Source organism: Azospirillum sp. ST 5-10 (assembly GCF_051225715.1).
Classification (GTDB): Bacteria; Pseudomonadota; Alphaproteobacteria; order Azospirillales; family Azospirillaceae; genus Azospirillum.
This window is the reverse complement of the sequence record NZ_JBPJSP010000014.1, coordinates 25629-42755: the sequence shown is the minus strand read 5'-3', so window position 1 is coordinate 42755 and position 17127 is coordinate 25629. Positions and strand designations below refer to the sequence as shown.

21 protein-coding genes are annotated in these 17127 nt (G+C 73.6%); 4 read left to right on the top strand and 17 right to left on the bottom strand.

Going from position 1 to position 17127, the window contains the following annotated elements:
- Positions 1-134 precede the first annotated feature (134 nt).
- The gene (locus ACSBPG_RS16750) at positions 135-914 is read left to right on the top strand and encodes an alpha/beta fold hydrolase (RefSeq protein WP_435538333.1); all 780 of its coding nucleotides are present in this window, start codon (positions 135-137) and stop codon (positions 912-914) included.
- Positions 915-1152: 238 nt separating this feature from the next.
- Here the strand turns inward: ACSBPG_RS16750 and ACSBPG_RS16745 are convergent, their stop codons facing one another.
- Entirely contained in the window at positions 1153-1908 is a 756-nt protein-coding gene (locus tag ACSBPG_RS16745) for an SDR family NAD(P)-dependent oxidoreductase (protein WP_435538332.1), read from the bottom strand.
- A 162-nt stretch (positions 1909-2070) separates the two neighbouring features.
- Here ACSBPG_RS16745 and ACSBPG_RS16740 point away from each other — a divergent pair, with 162 nt between their 5' ends.
- The gene (locus ACSBPG_RS16740; protein WP_435538331.1) at positions 2071-2682 is read left to right on the top strand and encodes a TetR/AcrR family transcriptional regulator; all 612 of its coding nucleotides are present in this window, start codon (positions 2071-2073) and stop codon (positions 2680-2682) included.
- Positions 2683-2712: 30 nt separating this feature from the next.
- Here ACSBPG_RS16740 and ACSBPG_RS16735 read toward each other — a convergent pair whose 3' ends face one another.
- The 10 genes from ACSBPG_RS16735 to ACSBPG_RS16690 form a co-directional block, all read right to left on the bottom strand.
- Positions 2713-4335: a proton-conducting transporter transmembrane domain-containing protein gene (locus ACSBPG_RS16735; RefSeq protein ID WP_435538330.1), complete on the bottom strand. Its 1623-nt coding sequence runs from the start codon at positions 4333-4335 to the stop codon at positions 2713-2715.
- The gene (locus tag ACSBPG_RS16730) at positions 4332-5837 is read right to left on the bottom strand and encodes a complex I subunit 5 family protein (protein WP_435538329.1); all 1506 of its coding nucleotides are present in this window, start codon (positions 5835-5837) and stop codon (positions 4332-4334) included. The genes ACSBPG_RS16735 and ACSBPG_RS16730 overlap by 4 nt, the downstream gene beginning before the upstream one ends.
- Positions 5834-7267: a complex I subunit 5 family protein gene (locus ACSBPG_RS16725; RefSeq protein ID WP_435538328.1), complete on the bottom strand. Its 1434-nt coding sequence runs from the start codon at positions 7265-7267 to the stop codon at positions 5834-5836. Before ACSBPG_RS16725 ends, ACSBPG_RS16730 begins: the two co-directional genes overlap by 4 nt.
- Positions 7264-7695: an NADH-quinone oxidoreductase subunit K gene (locus ACSBPG_RS16720; RefSeq protein ID WP_435538327.1), complete on the bottom strand. Its 432-nt coding sequence runs from the start codon at positions 7693-7695 to the stop codon at positions 7264-7266. Before ACSBPG_RS16720 ends, ACSBPG_RS16725 begins: the two co-directional genes overlap by 4 nt.
- A complete protein-coding gene (locus tag ACSBPG_RS16715) occupies positions 7692-8393 on the bottom strand; it encodes an MnhB domain-containing protein (RefSeq protein WP_435538326.1) in 702 nt (233 codons plus the stop codon). The genes ACSBPG_RS16720 and ACSBPG_RS16715 overlap by 4 nt, the downstream gene beginning before the upstream one ends.
- Complete coding sequence (locus tag ACSBPG_RS16710) at positions 8383-8640, bottom strand: Na(+)/H(+) antiporter subunit B (protein WP_435538325.1); 258 nt, start codon at positions 8638-8640, stop codon at positions 8383-8385. The genes ACSBPG_RS16715 and ACSBPG_RS16710 overlap by 11 nt, the downstream gene beginning before the upstream one ends.
- Positions 8637-8960, bottom strand: coding sequence for a cation:proton antiporter (locus ACSBPG_RS16705; RefSeq protein WP_435538324.1), 324 nt, complete (start codon positions 8958-8960; stop codon positions 8637-8639). The genes ACSBPG_RS16710 and ACSBPG_RS16705 overlap by 4 nt, the downstream gene beginning before the upstream one ends.
- A complete protein-coding gene (locus tag ACSBPG_RS16700; RefSeq protein ID WP_435538323.1) occupies positions 8947-9264 on the bottom strand; it encodes a monovalent cation/H+ antiporter complex subunit F in 318 nt (105 codons plus the stop codon). Before ACSBPG_RS16700 ends, ACSBPG_RS16705 begins: the two co-directional genes overlap by 14 nt.
- 40 nt (positions 9265-9304) lie before the next feature.
- On the bottom strand, positions 9305-9820 hold the full coding sequence (locus ACSBPG_RS16695; RefSeq protein WP_435538322.1) for a Na+/H+ antiporter subunit E: 516 nt from the start codon (positions 9818-9820) through the stop codon (positions 9305-9307).
- A gap of 69 nt (positions 9821-9889) precedes the next feature.
- A complete protein-coding gene (locus ACSBPG_RS16690) occupies positions 9890-10729 on the bottom strand; it encodes a universal stress protein (RefSeq protein ID WP_435538321.1) in 840 nt (279 codons plus the stop codon).
- 249 nt (positions 10730-10978) lie between these two features.
- Between ACSBPG_RS16690 and ACSBPG_RS16685 the strand changes: the two genes are divergently transcribed.
- Complete coding sequence (locus ACSBPG_RS16685) at positions 10979-11788, top strand: aminotransferase class IV (protein ID WP_435538320.1); 810 nt, start codon at positions 10979-10981, stop codon at positions 11786-11788.
- A 6-nt stretch (positions 11789-11794) separates the two neighbouring features.
- Here ACSBPG_RS16685 and pstB read toward each other — a convergent pair whose 3' ends face one another.
- From pstB to ACSBPG_RS16655, 6 genes are all read right to left on the bottom strand, one after another.
- Positions 11795-12637 (bottom strand): phosphate ABC transporter ATP-binding protein PstB, encoded by an 843-nt coding sequence (gene pstB, locus ACSBPG_RS16680; RefSeq protein WP_435538319.1) that lies wholly within the window; start codon positions 12635-12637, stop codon positions 11795-11797.
- A gap of 3 nt (positions 12638-12640) precedes the next feature.
- Positions 12641-13552 carry a phosphate ABC transporter permease PstA gene (gene pstA, locus ACSBPG_RS16675; protein WP_435538318.1) on the bottom strand — a complete coding sequence of 304 codons (912 nt, stop codon included), beginning with the start codon at positions 13550-13552 and terminating at the stop codon, positions 12641-12643.
- A 4-nt stretch (positions 13553-13556) separates the two neighbouring features.
- Complete coding sequence (pstC, locus tag ACSBPG_RS16670) at positions 13557-14534, bottom strand: phosphate ABC transporter permease subunit PstC (RefSeq protein ID WP_435538317.1); 978 nt, start codon at positions 14532-14534, stop codon at positions 13557-13559.
- A gap of 64 nt (positions 14535-14598) precedes the next feature.
- Positions 14599-15660, bottom strand: coding sequence for a phosphate ABC transporter substrate-binding protein PstS (gene pstS, locus ACSBPG_RS16665; RefSeq protein ID WP_435538316.1), 1062 nt, complete (start codon positions 15658-15660; stop codon positions 14599-14601).
- 340 nt (positions 15661-16000) lie between these two features.
- On the bottom strand, positions 16001-16126 hold the full coding sequence (locus ACSBPG_RS16660) for a hypothetical protein (protein ID WP_435538315.1): 126 nt from the start codon (positions 16124-16126) through the stop codon (positions 16001-16003).
- A 62-nt stretch (positions 16127-16188) separates the two neighbouring features.
- Positions 16189-16374, bottom strand: coding sequence for a DUF3008 family protein (locus ACSBPG_RS16655; RefSeq protein WP_435538314.1), 186 nt, complete (start codon positions 16372-16374; stop codon positions 16189-16191).
- 189 nt (positions 16375-16563) lie between these two features.
- Here ACSBPG_RS16655 and ACSBPG_RS16650 point away from each other — a divergent pair.
- Positions 16564-17127, top strand: a 564-nt coding sequence (locus tag ACSBPG_RS16650; RefSeq protein ID WP_435538313.1) for an AAA family ATPase, incomplete at its 3' end; no start/stop codon positions are given.

Genomic DNA, 17127 nt, shown 5'->3' with positions numbered 1-17127 from the left:
GATGCCGGGGGCGGGGCGAGGTTGGCCGACGGCGCAAACGGCACCACGTTGATCCGGGCTCGGTCCGGCGGGACCGGGGGCGCTGCCAGGAGGAGGGAGAGGGAATGTCGTCATCTTCGTGGGGAAAGCACGCGATGCGGATCGATCGGCGCACGGTCGCGAAGGCGGTTCTCGCCACCGGCGCGGCCGCCATCCTGCCGGGCCCGCAGGCCATGGCCCAGACGCTTGCCGCCGTGAAGGCCCGGAACGTCGTGCTGGTGCACGGGCTGTTCGCCGACGGTTCCTCCTGGTCCGAGGTGATCCCCCTGCTGCAGGCGCGCGGCCTCAACGTCGTCTCGGTGCAGAACCCGCTGACGACGCTGCCCGAGGCGGTGGCCGCGGCGCACAAGGTGCTCGACCGGCAGGACGGGCCGACGGTGCTCGCGGGCCACAGCTTCTCGGGCATGATCGTCACCGAAGCGGGTGTTCACCCGAACGTCTCGGCGCTCGTCTACGTGGCCGCCCGGGCACCGGACGCCGGCGAGGATTTCGGGGCGCTGGCGGCGGGATTCCCGACGCCGCCGGCCAGCGCCGGCATCCTGTTCGACGGCGACGAGGGGCGGCTCGGCGAGGAGGCCTTCCTCAGGGACTTCGCCGGCGACCTTCCCGAGGCGAAGGCCAGGGTGCTCTTCGCCGTCCAGCAGCCGTTCCGCAGGACGCTGCTCGCGGGACGCACGACGAACGCCGCGTGGCGGAGCAAGCCGAGCTACTACGCCGTCTCCACCGAGGACCGGACGATCAACCCGGACCTTCAGCGCTTCCTCGCCAAGCGCATGGGCGCGAAGACGATCGAACTCAGGGCGAGCCATGTGTCGCTCATCTCCCGCCCGTCCGAGATCACGGATCTGATCCTCGAAGCGGCCGGACACACTTGACCGACGCTGGCGCCTGGGATGCCAGCGAGCGGGCGGTTTCCAGCCCGATGCCCGACGACGCCCCCGTGACGAGACATCGCTTCCCCTTGGGATCGACGCCGGACAGCGCCTCGTCGGCGGGCGACTTCGCACCAAACGCCTCGGCCACATCTTTTCCTTCGATTGCGCCTGCAGGAACTCGGCCCGCAGGAACTCGGCCCGCAGGAACTCGAATGGTCTGCGGGCCGGTCGCCGACGCTCAGACCTGCAGGCCGCCGGCCACGTCGATCACGCCGCCGGTGATGTAGCCGCCGTTCGGCCCGGCCAGGAAGCAGACGACGGCCGACACCTCCTCGAGCGTCGCGATGCGGCGGATGGGGTGCAGGTCCATGATCGCGGCGGGCAGCTTGTCGCGGACGTCCGCCGCCATGTCGGTCGGCATGATGCCGGGCTGGACGATGTTGACGGTGATGTTTCGTCCGCCGAGATCGCGGGCGACGCCCCTCGCGTATCCGGCGATCGCCGCCTTGGTTCCCGCGTAGTCGGCGACGCCGGCGAACGGGACGCGGCTGCCCAGCAGCGAGCCGATGAAGATGATCCGGCCGCCGTCCGACAGCACCGGCGCCGCCGCCCGCGTCGCCGCCACCACGCCCATGACGTTGGTCTGCCACTGGCGGTCGAGATTGACCGTGTCGAGTTCGGGATCGTCGACCATCCTGCCCTGCACGGCGATCGCCGCGTTGTTGACGAGGATGTCGAGCTTGCCGAAATGCGCCACCACGCCGTCCACCATCGGCTTGGCCGCCGCCATGTCGGCCTGGTCGCTGCGGATCGCGAGCGCCCGGACGCCCTTCGCCTTCAGCCGCTCGACCACGGCCTCGGCCTTGCCGGCCGACGCGACGTAGCTGATCGCCACGTCCGCCCCCTGGTCGGCGAGCGCCTCCGCCACGGCGGCGCCGAGCCCGCGCGAGCCGCCGGTAACGAGGGCGACCTTGCCCTGCAGTGTGTTCGACATGAGATCCCTTTCCGCACACGATGGAGGCGCCGCCCCGGACCCCGGCCAGCGGCGGCGCCGCATTTTCGTAACGAGCGTTACTGTAACGATTGGTATGAAATCTGGACAGCGGCTGTCAAGCGGTTTAGTAATGGCCGTTATGAAAAAGTCCGGACCGATCTGATGGGCCGCCATCGCGAATTCGACACGGAGAAGGCGCTCGACGCCGCGCTGTGCGTCTTCTGGCGCAAGGGGTACGAGGGTGCCTCCTACGCCGACCTGACGGAGGCCGCCGGCGTCGAGAGGCCCGCCCTCTACGCCGCGTTCGGCAACAAGGAATCGCTCTTCCGCAAAGCCCTGGCCCGCTATTACGAGCGGTACCTGGACTTCATCCCGGAAGCGCTTCAGCTGCCGACGGCGCGGGACGTCGCCGCGCACATCCTGCACCGGTCGATCGACCTCAACACACGTTATCCCGATCGCACGGGGTGCCTCGGCATCAACGGGGCGCTGGCGGTGTCGGACGAGGCGGAGCCCGTGCGGCAGGCGCTGATCGACGCCCGCGCCGCCGGCGAGGCGCGGCTGCGCGACCGCTTCGAACGGGCGAAGGCGGAGGGCGACCTGCCGGAGACGGCCAAGGCCGACGTGCTCGCGGCCTTCGTGATGGCCGTCTCCCACGGCATGGCGGTGCAGGCCAAAGCCGGCTTCGGCCGCGACAGGCTGGAGGCCGTCGCCGAGCAGGCGCTCGCCACTTGGCCGACCGGCCGTTCGCCACGGTCCGCGACGTCGTCCTGAACCGGAGGTCGGAAGCGCGCCGGGCGGCGCTCAGGCGTGGGCCAGCACCATGAGCGTCGCCAGAAGGACGAAGACGGCCGCCCCCATGCCCTGGCGGGTCAGGAGGTGGCGTTCCGTCGCCGCGATCGCCGCGTCCACCCGCCCCCACGCCCGCGCCAGGAGCGGCCGGGACGACGGCGGGCCGGGCAGGCGCAGACGGGCGGCCCGGTGGAGCAGGCGGGCGAGCGGCACGGCGGCGTCGCCCGGCGGCACCGGCGGCAGCGGCCAGCCGAGGCGCCACGCCGCGGCGGCGAGGACGCCGCCGAGCGCCGCCGGCCACAGCAGCGCGCCGAGGTGCGCCGCCATCGCCGCCGGCGCCGCGGCGGCGGCGGGCCAGGCCAGGGCGAGGAGCCAGGGGCCGGCCAGCGCCACCGCCGACAGGGCGAGGAAGGGCAAGGCCGGCCCGGCCGGCGCCGCCGCCGGGCGGGCCAGCAGGTGCAGCAGGCGCGCCATGTAGAGGACGGTCAGCGCCGACGCCAGCGGCAGCCCGACGGCGACCGGCGCCGCCCAGGGGGCCGCCAGGGTGAGCGCCTCCTCCTCCAGCCACGCCTTGGCGAGTCCGCCGCCGGTCGGCGGCAGCGCCGCCAGCGACAGGGCGAGGGCCGCCGCCACGACGAGCCCGCCGCGCCGCGCCGCGTCGGTCGCCAGGACCAGCGCCGCCTTGACGGCGGCGTGGTGCAGCGCGAAGAGCGCCACCGCGGCGCGGGCGGCGGCCGGATCGGCGGGGCCGGCGGCGACCACGGCCAGCCCCACCGTCAGCAGGCCCATCTGGCTGACGGTGGAGTAGCCGAGCAGGGCGCGCGGGTCGCGCTGGGCCGCCGCCAGCAGGCCGCCGGCGGCGGCGGTCGCCAGCCCGAGGACGACCATCGGCCCGGCGAGCGCCGGCAGCGCCTCGCCGCCCGGCGGCAGGAAGCGCAGCAGGCCGTGGACCGCGGTGTTCAGCACCGGACCGGCGAAGACGGCCGCCGCCGCCGCCGGCATGGCGGCGTAGGCCGGCGCCTGGGCGACGTGCAGCGGCAGCAGGCCGAGCTTGCTGCCCAGCCCGAACAGCAGGAGAAGCGCCGCCACCTCGGGCGCCCGGCCGACCGTGGTCAGCATGAAGGCGGCCAGGGCCAGCAGCTCGCCGAACAGCGCCACCGCCAGGTAGAGCCGGCCGGCCCAGCGGCCGTACGGGGCCGCGTCGGCGGCGATCATCCCGTAGGCGGCCACCGTCATCACCGCGAAGAAGACGTAGAACGCCGCGGGTTCGGCCGCCGCCAGGGCGCCCAGGCTGCCCGCCTGGGTCACCAGGAAGAAGACGGTGCGGCGCACCGCCGCCGCGTCCGCCGGCCGCGGTGCTGCGGCCGCCCCGTGGGCGCCGGCGAGCGCCCAGGCCAGCGCCGAGACGCCGAGGAACAGGCGGGCCGTGCCGTCGAGCTCCATGGTCGTGCCGAGCACGACCGCCGCCATGGGCAGGCCGGCCCCCTCGGGCACCAGCACGGCGGCGGCCAGCGCCACCAGCGGGGCGGCCGGGACCAGCCGCCAGGGCAGGGTCCGGCCGCCGGCGCACAGGACGAGGCCGGCCACCAGCAGCGGCGCCAGCACCATCGCCGGCAGCAGGAGGGCGGCGGTCACGGCAGGAACTCCCGTTCGGCGATGAAGCGGCTCCAGCCGAGCGGGCTGGCGTCGAACCCGGCCAGCAGCCCGGCGCCCAGGCTCAGCGCCGCCGTGACCACCGCCGGGCCGAGCAGGCGCAGGTCCGTCTCGAAGCGGCCGCCGCGCTCCGCCGCCTCGTGCGGCCAGGGGTCGCGGCGCGTCGCGAACCAGGCGCGGTGGAGGATGGGCAGGAAGTAGGAGGCGTTGAGGGCGCTGCTCGCCAGCAGCACCGCCAGCGCCCAGTCCTGGCCGACCGCCAGCGCGCCGACGCCGAGGTACCATTCGCTGACGAAGCCGGCCACCGGCGGCGCCCCCATCATGCCCAGCGCCGCCACGGTGAAGGCCGCCATGGTCCAGGGCATGCGCCGGCCGGCCCCGTCCATCTCGCTGACCCGGTGGACGCCGAGGGTCTCGGCGAGGTTGCCGGCGCAGAAGAACAGGGTGATCTTCATCAGCCCCTGGTGGACGAGGTGGACAAGGCCGCCGACGGTGGCGATCGGCCCGGCGAGCGCCACCCCGAGGACGATGTAGGAGACCTGGCTGATGGTCGAGAAGGCCAGCCGCCGCTTCAGGTCGTCCTGCTGCAGGGCGCGCAGCGATCCGTAGAGGATCGTCACGCCGGCCAGGACGGCGAGCGGCGTCATCACCCCCAGCGCCACCGCCAGCTCCTGGCCGTAGACGTCGTAGACGACGCGGACGATGCCAAAGGCGCCGGCCTTCACCACCGCCACGGCGTGCAGCAGCGCGCTGACCGGGGCCGGGGCCACCATCGCCTGGGGCAGCCAGCCGTGCAGCGGCACCAGCGCCGCCTTGACGCCGAAGCCGCCCACCAGCAGCGCGAAGCAGGCGGTGAGGACCGCGTGGTGCTCCGGCCCCACATGGTCGAGCGCGCCGCCTTCCTCGACGAAGTCGAAGGGGCCGGCGATGCCGTGCAGCCAGACGATCCCCACCAGCAGCACCGTCCCCCCGCTCACCGTGTAGGCGAGATAGGTGCGGCCGGCGGCGAGTGCGGCGTCGCTGCCGCGGTGGACCACCAGCGGAAAGGTGGACAGCGTCAGCAGCTCGTAGAACAGGAACAGGGTCGGCAGGTTGCCGGCCTGGGCGATGCCGACCGTGGCGGTGACGCACAGGCTGAAGAAGCCGAAGAAGCGGCTGCGGTGCGGCGCGTGCTCGAGATAGCCGATGGCGTAGACGGTGGTCACCAGCCACAGGGTCGCCGATAGGGTGACGAACAGCAGCGCCAGGGCGTCGATCCGCAGGACGAAGTCGAGGCCCGGCAGCAGCGGGAACGACGCCTCGAAGCGGTCGCCGCGCCACACGCCCCACAGCATCAGCGCCGTAACCGCCACCTTCAGCAGCGCCCCGGCCAGGTTCAGCGCCGTGCGCAGGCGCATCCGCTCCTCCGCCAGCACGAAGATCAGCAGGCCGGGCACCAGCGAGCTGAGGACGATCAGCAGCGGCGGCAGACTGGTCCAGCTCATGGTCCGCCGACCTCCAGCAGCCGGGTCATCGGGGCGGCGGCCAGCCCCATGAGCAGCGAGACGAGCGCCAGCGCCAGCGGCACCCCTTCCATCCAGCGCGGCACCGGCGAGAACGGCCCCTGCGCCTCCTGCCGGAAGGCCGGGGCGAGGACGGCGAAGACGTAGCCGGCGGCCAGCAGCCCGCCGGCCACCAGCACCGCCGCCCACCACCATTGGCCGCCGGCCAGCGCCGCCCCCAGCAGCAGCCATTTGGCGAGGAAGCCGCCGCTCGGCGGCAGCCCCATCAGGGTCAGCCCGCCGATGCCCAGCGCGAACACGGTCAGCGGCATCCGCCGCGCCGCGCCGTGGACGGAGGACAGGCGGTCGTTGCCGAGCGCCTCGAGGATCAGCCCGGCCGCCAGGAACATGGCGGCCTTGGCGATGGCGTGGGCGGCCAGCAGCAGGACGCCCCCCGACCATGCCCCCGCCGTCCCCGCCAGCGGCACCAGCAGCAGCAGGTAGCCGGTCTGGGCCATGGTGGAATAGGCCAGCAGCGGCTTGAGCCGGTCCTGCCGCAGCGCCATCAGCGACCCCCACAGCACCGACGCCGCGCCCAGCCCGCCGACGAACTGGCGCATCGCCTCCCCCGACACGGCGGCGAAGACGGCGTCCCACAGGCGCAGGAGGACCAGCATCGCGGCGGCGATCACCAGGCCGGACAGCAGCGCGCTGGCCTGGCTGGGGGCGGCGCTGTGCGCCGGCGGCAGCCAGACGTGCAGGGGGAACAGCGCCGCCTTGACGATCAGGCCGCCGGTCATCAGCGCCATCGCCAGCGCCGCCGGCACGCCCGGCTCGGCGGCGGCGCGGAGCTGGCCGAGGTCGAGGGTGCCGAAGCCGTAGAGGAAGCCGACGCCGACGAGGTAGCAGAGCGATCCCACCTGGGCCAGCAGCAGGTAGCGCATGGCCGCCGTCACCGCCGCCGCTTGGCCCTCCAGGGTCACCAGGACGACCGCGGCCAGCGAGATCAGCTCCAGGCAGACGAACAGGTTGAAGGCGTCCGCGGCGAGGCAGAGCGCGTTCAGCCCGGCCCACAGCAGCAGGAAGGGCGGCCAGAACCGGCCGGGCGCCGGCCCGAGGTCGCCGTGCGGCTCGCAGCCCACGGCGAACAGGGCGACCGCCCAGCCGACCAGCGCGATCGCCAGCAGCAGCACCGCGCCGGCGCCGTCCAGGCGCCACTGGATGCCGAGCGGCGCCGGCCAGCCGCCGAGGGCGTGGCGCACGTCCTCCCCCTGGCCGACGGCGACGGCCAGCACCGCCGCGGCGGCGACCAGCACCGGCGCCGCCAGGTTGGCGATCCACGCCCCCCGCCGCCCACCCAGGACGACGGCCAGGGCCGCCGCGAGCAGCGGCAGCGCCACCGTCAGGGCGGCCCACGGTGCGTGGCCGCTCACCGGCCGCCCCCCGAGCCGCCGTCCGCCCGTCCACCATGGGCCAGCCCACCATCGACCGGCCTGCCGCCGGCCGGCCCCCCACCGGCCGGCCCCCCTTTGGCCGGTCCGTCTCGGCCGTCCGCCTCCTCCAGCCTGTCGCGGCCCGCCTCGTCGGCGATGCGGCGCAGCAGCGACAGGGCGTAGGCGGTCACCGAGACCGAGATGACGATCCCGGTCAGCACCAGCGCCTGCATCACGGTGTCCGGCCGTCCCTCCCCGTCGACCGGAGCCGAGCCGACCAGGAAGGTGAAGGCGCCGCTGGCGGCGATGTTGAGGGCGACGATCCGGCCGAGCAGGTCCGCCCGGCCGAACACGCCGTGGACGCCGACGACCAGGATCAGCGCCCCGGCGACGGCGAAGACCGGCCCGGCGTCCGCGGCGGCGGTCATGCCGGCCCCCGCGGTCCGGCGTCGCGCGGCGGCACGCCGACCACCAGGGCCGCCAGACACAGCCCGATCGACAGGGTCAGCACCCCCTCGACGGCGACGATCAGCGCCTTGGCCAGCCCCGGCGGGTACTCCAGGAAGGCGCCGCCCGCCGCCATCGCCGCCGCCGCCACCAGGACGAAGGCGGCCAGCCCGGCGGCCATGCCGGCGCGCAGCGCGACGTGGCGGGTCGGCAGCGCCAGCCGGCCGGTCAGCACCAGCCCGACCGCCGCGCCGGCCAGCACCGCCCCCGCCTGGAAGGCGCCGCCGGGCTGCGTCGACCCCGCCCACCAGAGATGCGCCGCCGCCAGCAGCGCCATCGGGGCGAGGCGCTCGCCGAAGGCGGCGGCCACGGGCGACACGTCCGGCCCGCCCGACAGCGGCTCGGTCGCCGCGGGCGCGGGCCGGCCGACCGGCGCCATCAGCCCGACCCCCACCGCCGCCAGCAGCAGCACGGCCACCTCCAGCAGCGTGTCGTAGCCGCGGAAGTTCAGCAGCACCGCGGTGACCGGATGCGACACGCCGCTCTCGGCCAGCCGCTCCTCCACCGCCGCCCCGGCCCCCGGAGCGCGCGGCAGCAGCAGCGCGCCGCGCACCAGCAGGCCGGCCACCAGCACGGCGGCGCCGGCCGCGGCGATCCGCACCGCGCGCTCAGCCTTCATCGGCGCCGTCCCGACGCCGGCGGAGCCGGCCGATCGTGTCGAACAGCACGACGCTGATCACCACCCCGCCGACCGCCGCCTCGGCGAGCGCCAGGTCCGGCGCGTCCAGGCGCACCCACACCAGCGTCATCTGGAAGGTGAAGGCGAGGAACAGGAGCACGGTGCCGAGCGGCCGCGTCCGGCGCCGCACGACGAGGAGGGCCAGGCCGACCAGGCCGCCGGCCAGCAGCACGTCGAAGGCGATCATCGCCGCTCCTCCTCCCCGCCGCGCCGGCCGGCGGCGGGGACGCCGTGGTCGCGGGCCGCCGTCGCGAGCACGGTGCCGGCCACGGCGACCCCCGCCAGGGTGGCCAGCCAGACCAGGGTCAGCTTCGCCGCGTGGGCCCAGCCGGGGTCCTGCAGCACGAGGCCGGCGGCGATCAGGCCGACGCCGACGTTGTCGGCCTTGGTCACCGCGTGCAGGCGGGTGTAGAGGTCGGGGAAGCGCAGCAGGCCCACCGTGCCGGCCAGGAAGAAGCCGGTGCCGGCGAGGATCAGCCCGGCGCCCAGCGCGTCAAGCACGGACATTCCGTCCTCCCTCGTCGCCGCCCGGCGGCCGGCCGGCGGCCGGCGCGGGGGACCGCCACCACAGGCGGCGGGCGAAGGTCAGGGAGGAGAAGGGGGCCAGCATCGCCGCGACCAGCGCCACGTCGTCGGCCGCCGCCATGCCCGCCGCGGTGCCGACCAGCAGGATGGCGATCACCGAGGTGGTCCCCATCAGATTGACGACGATCAGGCGGTCGGCGACGGTGCGCCCCCGTCCGACCAGCACCAGCCCGGCCGCCGCGTTGGCGAGCAGGACGGCGGCGATGACGAGGTTGAACGTCGGCACGGGCGGGGCTCCTTGTCGGGGGCGGAGGCGGGGAGGGCGATCAGGGCGCGTCCGGCAGGGCCCAGGCGAGCCACCCCTCCATGCGGGCGAGCGTCGCGTCGTTCGGCTGCCCGAGGTCGACGACGTGGACGAGCAGACGGTCGTCGCCGACCGCCAGCACCAGCGATCCCGGCACCACCGACGCGGCGTAGGCGAGCGTCACGGCGATGGCGGGGCGGGGGTGGCGCAGGCGGTAGTCGACGACGCCGGGGTCGACGGCCGGACGCCGCGCGAAGGCGCGGCGGGCGACGTCGAAGCCGCCGAGCAGGGACACCCAGGCCAGCAGCGGCACCAGCACGGCGACGCGCACCACCCGCAGCCCCGCCGTGCGGGGCGGTTGCAGCAGGAGGCTGACCGGCACCGCCAGGGCGACGGCGATCAGGCCGTAGGGCCACGACTCCGCCGGACGTCCGGTCAGCACCACCCAGAGGACGGCGAACAGCGCCGCCCGGACCGCGGCGGCCGCCGCGATCCGCCCTCGGCCCACCCGGTCAAGGCCCGATCCATGGATGGTCACGCGCCGCTCCCTGCCACACCCGATGGCTGATAAACCCGCGCTCGCGCTTGGGGTTCCCGGCCGCCCGGCTCACGACGGCAGGGCGCAGGGCACGATCAGCAGGTCGCACGGCGGGCTGCCGGCGACCGCCGACGCGACGCCGCCGAACAGACGGTTGCCGGAGCCGCTGGTCCCCAGCACCAGCAGATCGGCCTCGCCGTGCCCGACCTCGGCGTCGAGGACGGCGATGGTGTCGCCGTCGCGCAGGCGCAGGTCGATGCGGTCGGCCAGCTCCGGCCGGCCGATGCGCCGCCCGACGTTGCGGATGCGCGCGCCCAGCGCCGCGCGCTGCTGCCCGGCGAGGGCGTCGCGGTTGTCCGGGGAATCGAGGAAGCCGCCGAACGGCACATGGAAGGCGTGCACCACGGTGACCCGGGTCTCGGGAAACAGCGTCAGGGCGGCGGCGAGCGCCCGCTCCGAGGCGTCGGAATCGTCGATCCCGACGACCAGGGAGCGGTAGTCGCCGACCACCGGGTCCTTCACCGTGAGCACGGGAGCGGACCCCGCGTCGGCGACCCGCTGCGCCGTCGCCGACCCGAACAGGTCGCCCAGCAGCGAGGCGCGGTGGGTGCCGAGGACGACGACGTCGGCCGCACCGGACCGCGCGAGGCCGACGATCTCCTCGGCCGGGTCGCCGGTCCGGACGACCAGCGAGACGGCGCACCCCTCCGCCGCCCGATGGCCCTGGAGAAGCCGCTCCAGCCTGGCTTCGGCCTTTCGGCACTGATCGTCGTCCGCGACCGTGTAGTCGGCGTCCTCCACCGTGTGGAGGACGGTCAGGGAGCCGGTCGGACCGGCCAGCCGCACGGCGCGCGCGAGGGCGCGGTCGGACTGGGCGGTCAAGTCGGTGGCGAGAAGAACGGACCTCATGGCGTGTCGCTCCTTCGTCCCGGGGGATCATTCGTTGCGTCGCCAATGACAAGCGGAAAGGAAAAACGTTCCGCTGAAATCGAGGAGCTCACCAGCTCCTGGCCGGCAAGACTATTGCCACAGCGCGACGCCCGGCATCATGATATCCCTCAATTGCACGCGGCGGAAGAAAATCCGGCCGGGCGGGAGGCGGAAGCCGTTCCGCCCCGCCGGCAACGGCGGCGGCCGGTGCGCAGGCGGGAGGGCGTCATGACGGTGTGGCTGAACGGACGGCTGACCGCCGCCGAGGCGGCGCGGATCGACCCGGCGGATCGCGGCTTCACCCTGGGCGACGGGCTGTTCGAGACCATGCGGGTGGCGGCCGGCCGGGTGCGGCATCGCGACCGCCACCTGGCGCGCCTGGCGGCCGGGGCGGCGGCGCTCGGCATTCCCATGCCCTACGGCGCCGACGCCCTGGCCGACGCCCTGGCGCGGCTGGTCGCGGCGCACGGCCTGGCGGAGGGGGTGCTGCGCCTGACCGTCAGCCGCGGCCCCGGCGCGCGCGGCGTCCTGCCGCCGGCCACGCCGGTGCCGACGGTGCTGATCACCGCCGGCCCGCGGCCGCCGGCCGCCGGCCCGGCCCGCGCCGTGATCGCCACGGTGACCCGGCGCAACGAGCACTCGCCGCTGTCGCGGCTGAAGACGCTCAACTATCTCGATTCCGTCCTGGCCCGCCGGGAGGCGGCGGAGCGCGGCGCCGACGAGGCGCTGCTGCTCAACACCGCCGGCCGGCTGGCCGAGGCCAGCGTCGCCACCCTGTTCGTGGTGATCGGCGGGCGGCTGCTGACGCCGCCGGTGGCCGAGGGGGCGCTGCCCGGCATCCGCCGCGCCGTGATCCTGGAGGGCGGCGACGCCGCCGAGCGGCCGCTGGCGCCGGGCGACCTCGCGGCGGCCGAGGAGGCGTTCCTCGCCAACAGCCTGGGCATCCGTCCGCTGGTCGCCGTCGACGGCCGGCCGGTCGGCAGCGGGGAACCCGGGCCGCGGACGGCGGCGCTGGCGGACGACGCCGACGCGGCGTGAGGCGCCTCAGCCGAAGCGGCCGGTGATGTACTCCGAGGTCCGCGGGTTCTCGGGGTTGGTGAACATGCGGTCGGTCGGCCCGAACTCCACCAGCTCGCCCAGGTACATGAAGGCGGTGAAGTCGGACACCCGCGCCGCCTGCTGCATGTTGTGGGTGACGATGGCGATGCAGTAGTCGGGGCGCAGCTCGTCGATCAGCTCCTCGATCTTGGCGGTCGACAGCGGGTCGAGCGCCGAGGCCGGCTCGTCCAGCAGGATCACCGACGGCTTCACGGCGATGGCGCGGGCGATGCACAGGCGCTGCTGCTGACCGCCCGACAGGCTGAGGCCGCTCTGGGCCAGCTTGTCCTTCACCTCGTCCCACAGGGCGGCGCGGCGCAGCGAATACTCCACCCGCTCGTCCATGGCGGCGCGCGACAGCGTCTCGTAGAGGCGCACGCCGAAGGCGATGTTGTCGTGGATCGACATGGGGAAGGGCGTCGGCTTCTGGAACACCATGCCGATGCGGGCGCGCAGCAGGTTGAGGTCGATCCTGGGCGACAGGATGTTCTGCCCCTCGAACCGCACCTCGCCGGTGGCGCGCTGCCTGGGATAGAGGTCGTAGATGCGGTTGAGGACGCGCAGCAGGGTCGACTTGCCGCAGCCGGACGGGCCGATGAACGCCGTCACCTGGCGGTCGTAGAGGGGCAGGTCGATGCCCTTGAGCGCGTGGAAGCGGTCGTAATGGAAGTCGAGACCGCGGATCGAGACCCGCTCGACCAGCCGGTACGCCGTCGCACCCCCGGCACGCGGCGCCGGAGGCGCCGCGACGGTCGGCTTCTTCGGGGTCGGGGAATTGGCCAGGCTCATGAATCACCGATCGGAGGTCGTGGCGGCGGCGAGGAGCCGCGCGCCGATGTTGAGCAGCAGGATGGAGACGGTGATCAGCAGCGCCCCGCCCCAGGCCAGGCGCTGCCAGTCGTCGTAGGGCGACATGGCGTACTGGAAGATGACCACCGGCAGGTTCGCCATGGGGGCGTTCATGTCGGTGCTCCAGAACTGGTTGTTCAGCGCGGTGAACAGCAGCGGCGCCGTCTCGCCGCTGATGCGCGCCACCGCCAGCAGGACGCCGGTGACGATGCCGTTGCGGGCGGCGCGGTAGGACACCATCACCACCACCTTCCACTGCGGCGCGCCGAGTGCGGCCGCCGCCTCGCGCAGGCTGTTGGGCACCAGGCCCAGCATGTTCTCGGTGGTGCGCAGCACCACCGGGACGACGATCACCGCCAGCGCCAGCGCCCCGGCCCAGGCGGAGAAGTGGCCCATGCGGACGACCATCGCCTCGTAGACGAACAGGCCGACGATGATCGACGGCGCGCTCAGCAGGATGTCGGAGACGAAGCGGATCACCTCGGCCAGCCGCGTGTGCTTGCCGAACTCGGCGAGGAAGGTGCCGGCGAGGATGCCGACGGGGGTGCCGACCAGCGTCGCCACCGCGGTCATCGCCACGCTGCCGTAGATCGCGTTGAGCAACCCGCCCTCGCCGCCGGGCGGCGGCGTCGAGCGGGCGAAGAGGCCGGCATCGATGGCGGCGAGGCCGTTGTGGAACAGGGTCCACAGGATGGCGACCAGCCAGAACAGGCCGAAGGCGGCCGCCGCCAGGGCGAGCGCCATGGCGATCCGGTTGGCCGCCCGGCGGCGGGCGTAGAGGGCGCCGCCCGCGGGCGCCGGGGACGGGGCGTCGGACGGGGTGTCGGACGGGGTGTCGGACGGGGTGTCGGTCATGGGCTCAGCTCCCGGCCCGGCGCTGGGCGCGCGTCAGCAGGATCTTGGCGAGCGCCAGCACGGTGAAGGTGATGACGAAGAGGATCAGGCCGAGGGCCACCAGCGAGGAGGTGTAGAGGCTGCCGACGGCCTCGGTGAACTCGTTGGCGATGGCGGCGGAGATGGTCGTCCCCGGGGCCATCAGCGAGGCGCCGATGCGGTGGGCGTTGCCGATCACGAAGGTGACCGCCATGGTCTCGCCGAGCGCGCGGCCGAGGCCCAGCATGACGCCGCCGACGACGCCGACGCGGGTGTAGGGCAGCACCACCTTCCACACCACCTCCCAGGTGGTGGCGCCCATGGCGTAGGCCGATTCCTTCAGCATCGGCGGCACCGTCTCGAAGACGTCGCGGGTGATCGAGGTGATGAAGGGCAGCACCATGATGCCGAGGATCAGCCCCGCCGTCAGCATGCCGATGCCGTAGGGCGGCCCGGCGAACAGGCTGCCGAGCAGCGGCACCTCCCCCACCGTGTCGATCAGGAACGGCTGCACCGTCGCCTGCATGAAGGGGGCGAAGACGAACAGGCCCCAGATGCCGTAGATGATGCTGGGGATGCCGGCCAGCAGCTCGATGGCGATGCCGAGCGGGCGCTTCAGCCAGGGCGGGCACAGCTCGGTGATGAAGAGCGCGATGCCGAAGCTGACGGGGATGCCGACCAGCATGGCGATGGCCGAGGTGACGAGCGTGCCGTAGATCGGCGCCAGCGCGCCGAAGCGTTCGGTGACCGGGTTCCACACCTCGGTCGTCAGGAAGGACGGGCCGAAGGCGCTGAGCGCCGGCCAGGCGCCGACCGCCAGCGAGACGATGACGCTGCCGAGGATCGCCAGCACCAGCAGGGCGAAGGCCAGCGTGGTCCAGCGGAACGCGGCGTCCTGGAGGCGCTGGCGGCGGCCCTGGTCGCGCACCGCGGCGTCGCCGGCGGCGATGGCGATGTCTGCCATGGGAACTCCCGCGGAAGGGAACGGAGGCCCGGCCAAGCCGGGCCCCCCGGGTCGACGGACCGGCTCACTCCGCCGAGGCCGACCAGACAGGCTGGCCGTTGGCCTGGATCTCGTCGCGCCAGGTCGTCTCGACCATCCGCGCCACCGCGTCGGGCATCGGCACGTAGTCGAGCGCGGCGGCCATGTCGTCGCCCTTCCTGTAGGCCCAGTCGAAGAACTTCAGGGCCTGCTGCGTCGCCTCCGGGTCCTGCGGCTGCTCGTGCATCAGGATGAAGCTGGCGCCGGTGATCGGCCAGCTCCGGTCGCCCGGCTCGTCCGTCAGGATGACGTGGTAGCCCTTGGCGTTGGCCCAGTCGGCGTTGGACGCGGCGGCCTGGAAGGTCTCCATCTTCGGCTCGACCACCGCGCCCGCCCGGTTCTTCAGGGCGATGAAGGGGATGTCGTTCTGCTTGGCGTAGGCGTACTCGACGTAGCCGATGGCGCCCTGGGTGCGGCTCGCCATGTTGGCCACGCCCTCGTTGCCCTTGGCGCCGATGCCCGTCGGCCACTGCACCGACGTCGCCGAGCCGATCTCCGTCTTGAACTTCGGGCTGACCTTCGAGAGGTAGTCGGTGAACAGGAAATTGGTGCCCGACCCGTCGGAGCGGTAGACCGGGGCGATCGCGGTGTCGGGCAGCTTCACCTTGGGGTTGAGGCGCTTGATCGCCTCGTCGTTCCACTTGGTGACGTCGCCCATGTAGATGGCGGCGAGCGTCGCCCCGTCGAGCTGGATCGCGCCGCCGGCGATGCCCTTCAGGTTCACCACCGGCACCACGCCGCCCATCACCATCGGGAACTGGACGAGCCCCGCCTGCGCCAGCTCGTCCGGCTTCAGCGGCATGTCGGAGGCGCCGAAGGTGACGGTACCGGCCTTGATCTGCTTGATGCCGCCGCCCGAGCCGATGGACTGGTAGTTGAGACCGATCCCGGTCTCCTTCTTGTAGGCGTCGGCCCACTTGGAATAGACCGGGTACGGGAAGGTGGCGCCGGCGCCGGAGATGTCGGCGGCCGCGGCCATGCCGGGAACGGCGGCGAGTGCCAGCGCGCCGAGGGCGGCGCGCAGGACGGGCTTGGTGACGATGCTCACGGGTCTCTCTCCCTGGGATTCCGGCTGCGGCGCCGCGACGCGGGCGATGCCCGGGGACGCCATCGGGTGCCGGAACCTTAGAGACCGTGTGTGTCGGTTTTCTTGCAGTTGAGTTATCGTTGCGAGAACACTGCCGATCATGAAATAAATTTCATGAACCGGCCAAGTCGAACTCTCGAAATTATGGGCTATGTCGGGTGGAATAGCCCGGCCATTACTTTCCGCCGTCCCCGGCGATCGGCATCGCCGGGGACCGAGGGCGCGCCGGCCGGCGGTCGGCGGCGGGGGCGGTCACGGCCGGACCGAGGGCTGCCGCCCCGCCGCCGATGGCTGTCTCTGCTCAGAAGATCAGGGCGAAAATGCCGATGACGACCAGCAGACCGATAAGGAAGATGACACCGACGGTGCCGCCAATGAACTTGAGCATGATGTTCTCCTGATCCTCTCCGCGATGGGGCCCCGCCATGGCAACCCGGCCCGTCCCCATCGGTTCCGCGCAGCCGGCGACGGTGCGAGCGGGCCCGGGGGTCAGTCCTTCTTCGTCGGCAGGTCCTTGCGCCTGGTGTGGGCCATCTCCTCCAGCTCCTTCTCGCTCATCGACTCGGCCATGCCCTTCGAGGCACCGCGCAGACTCGACTTCGGCTGGTCGCCGCGCTTGGCCGCCAGGGCGGCGCCGGCCGCCATCTGCTGCTTCTTCGAACTCGCCTTCGCCACGGGTCGCTCCTCGATCGGTGGAATCCCGTGGGAATCAACGCGCCGGCGGGGCAAACGTCGCGCCGTCATGCGACGTCGCATGAGGAGGGCGCATGAGGGAGCCGAATTGACGCAACAGGCGGCCTCCGCCTTGACACGTTGCGTCAAGCGGCTAGCATCGCCGCCGACCGGACGATCCAGGGGGGCATCATGACCGGAGAGGAGCTGCGCGCCCTGCGCGAACGGCGCGGCGAAGACCAGCAGGGGTTCGCGGCCTGGCTCAACGGCCGGCTCGGGCGGCGCTACGACCGCTCGCGCATCAGCCGCTGGGAGAGCGGGGCCGAGCGCATCCCCCAGCAGGTGGCGGCGCTGCTGCAGCCGGAGCCGGGCGCCGCGCGCGGCCGCGGCGCGCGCCGGCGCATCGTCCTGGCGGTCGCCAACCAGAAGGGCGGGGTGGGCAAGACGACGACCGCCGTCAACCTCGCCTACGCGCTGACCAGGCTGGGCCTGTCGGTGCTGCTGGTCGACGGCGATCCCCAGGGCAACGCCACCGTCCATCTCGGCCTCGACCCCGGCGAGATCGAGATGGGCAAGCGCGGCCTCTACGCCGTGGTGCGCGGCGGCCAGCCCTTCGACAGCATCCTGGTGCCGGTGTGCGGCGGCGCCTTCACGCTCGCCCCCTCGTCGATCGGCCTGGCGGCGGCGGAGACCGAGCTGGTGGCCGAGCCCGACAGCTCGCTGGTGCTGAAGGAACAGCTCGCCGAGGTGCGCCAG

Bases quoted from the DNA above. Each gene is read 5' to 3' on its own strand.
- ACSBPG_RS16720 (WP_435538327.1), bottom strand. From the start codon at position 7,695: ATGACCGCCGCCGCGGACGCCGGGCCGGTCTTCGCCGTCGCCGGGGCG.
- ACSBPG_RS16705 (WP_435538324.1), bottom strand. From the start codon at position 8,960: ATGTCCGTGCTTGACGCGCTGGGCGCCGGGCTGATCCTCGCCGGCACC.
- ACSBPG_RS16745 (WP_435538332.1), bottom strand. From the start codon at position 1,908: ATGTCGAACACACTGCAGGGCAAGGTCGCCCTCGTTACCGGCGGCTCG.
- ACSBPG_RS16740 (WP_435538331.1), top strand. From the start codon at position 2,071: ATGGGCCGCCATCGCGAATTCGACACGGAGAAGGCGCTCGACGCCGCG.
- ACSBPG_RS16690 (WP_435538321.1), bottom strand. From the start codon at position 10,729: ATGAGGTCCGTTCTTCTCGCCACCGACTTGACCGCCCAGTCCGACCGC.
- ACSBPG_RS16750 (WP_435538333.1), top strand. From the start codon at position 135: ATGCGGATCGATCGGCGCACGGTCGCGAAGGCGGTTCTCGCCACCGGC.
- pstC (WP_435538317.1), bottom strand. From the start codon at position 14,534: ATGGCAGACATCGCCATCGCCGCCGGCGACGCCGCGGTGCGCGACCAG.
- ACSBPG_RS16730 (WP_435538329.1), bottom strand. From the start codon at position 5,837: ATGAGCTGGACCAGTCTGCCGCCGCTGCTGATCGTCCTCAGCTCGCTG.
- ACSBPG_RS16685 (WP_435538320.1), top strand. From the start codon at position 10,979: ATGACGGTGTGGCTGAACGGACGGCTGACCGCCGCCGAGGCGGCGCGG.
- ACSBPG_RS16710 (WP_435538325.1), bottom strand. From the start codon at position 8,640: ATGATCGCCTTCGACGTGCTGCTGGCCGGCGGCCTGGTCGGCCTGGCC.
- pstB (WP_435538319.1), bottom strand. From the start codon at position 12,637: ATGAGCCTGGCCAATTCCCCGACCCCGAAGAAGCCGACCGTCGCGGCG.
- ACSBPG_RS16715 (WP_435538326.1), bottom strand. From the start codon at position 8,393: ATGAAGGCTGAGCGCGCGGTGCGGATCGCCGCGGCCGGCGCCGCCGTG.
- pstA (WP_435538318.1), bottom strand. From the start codon at position 13,552: ATGACCGACACCCCGTCCGACACCCCGTCCGACACCCCGTCCGACGCC.
- ACSBPG_RS16660 (WP_435538315.1), bottom strand. From the start codon at position 16,126: ATGGCGGGGCCCCATCGCGGAGAGGATCAGGAGAACATCATGCTCAAG.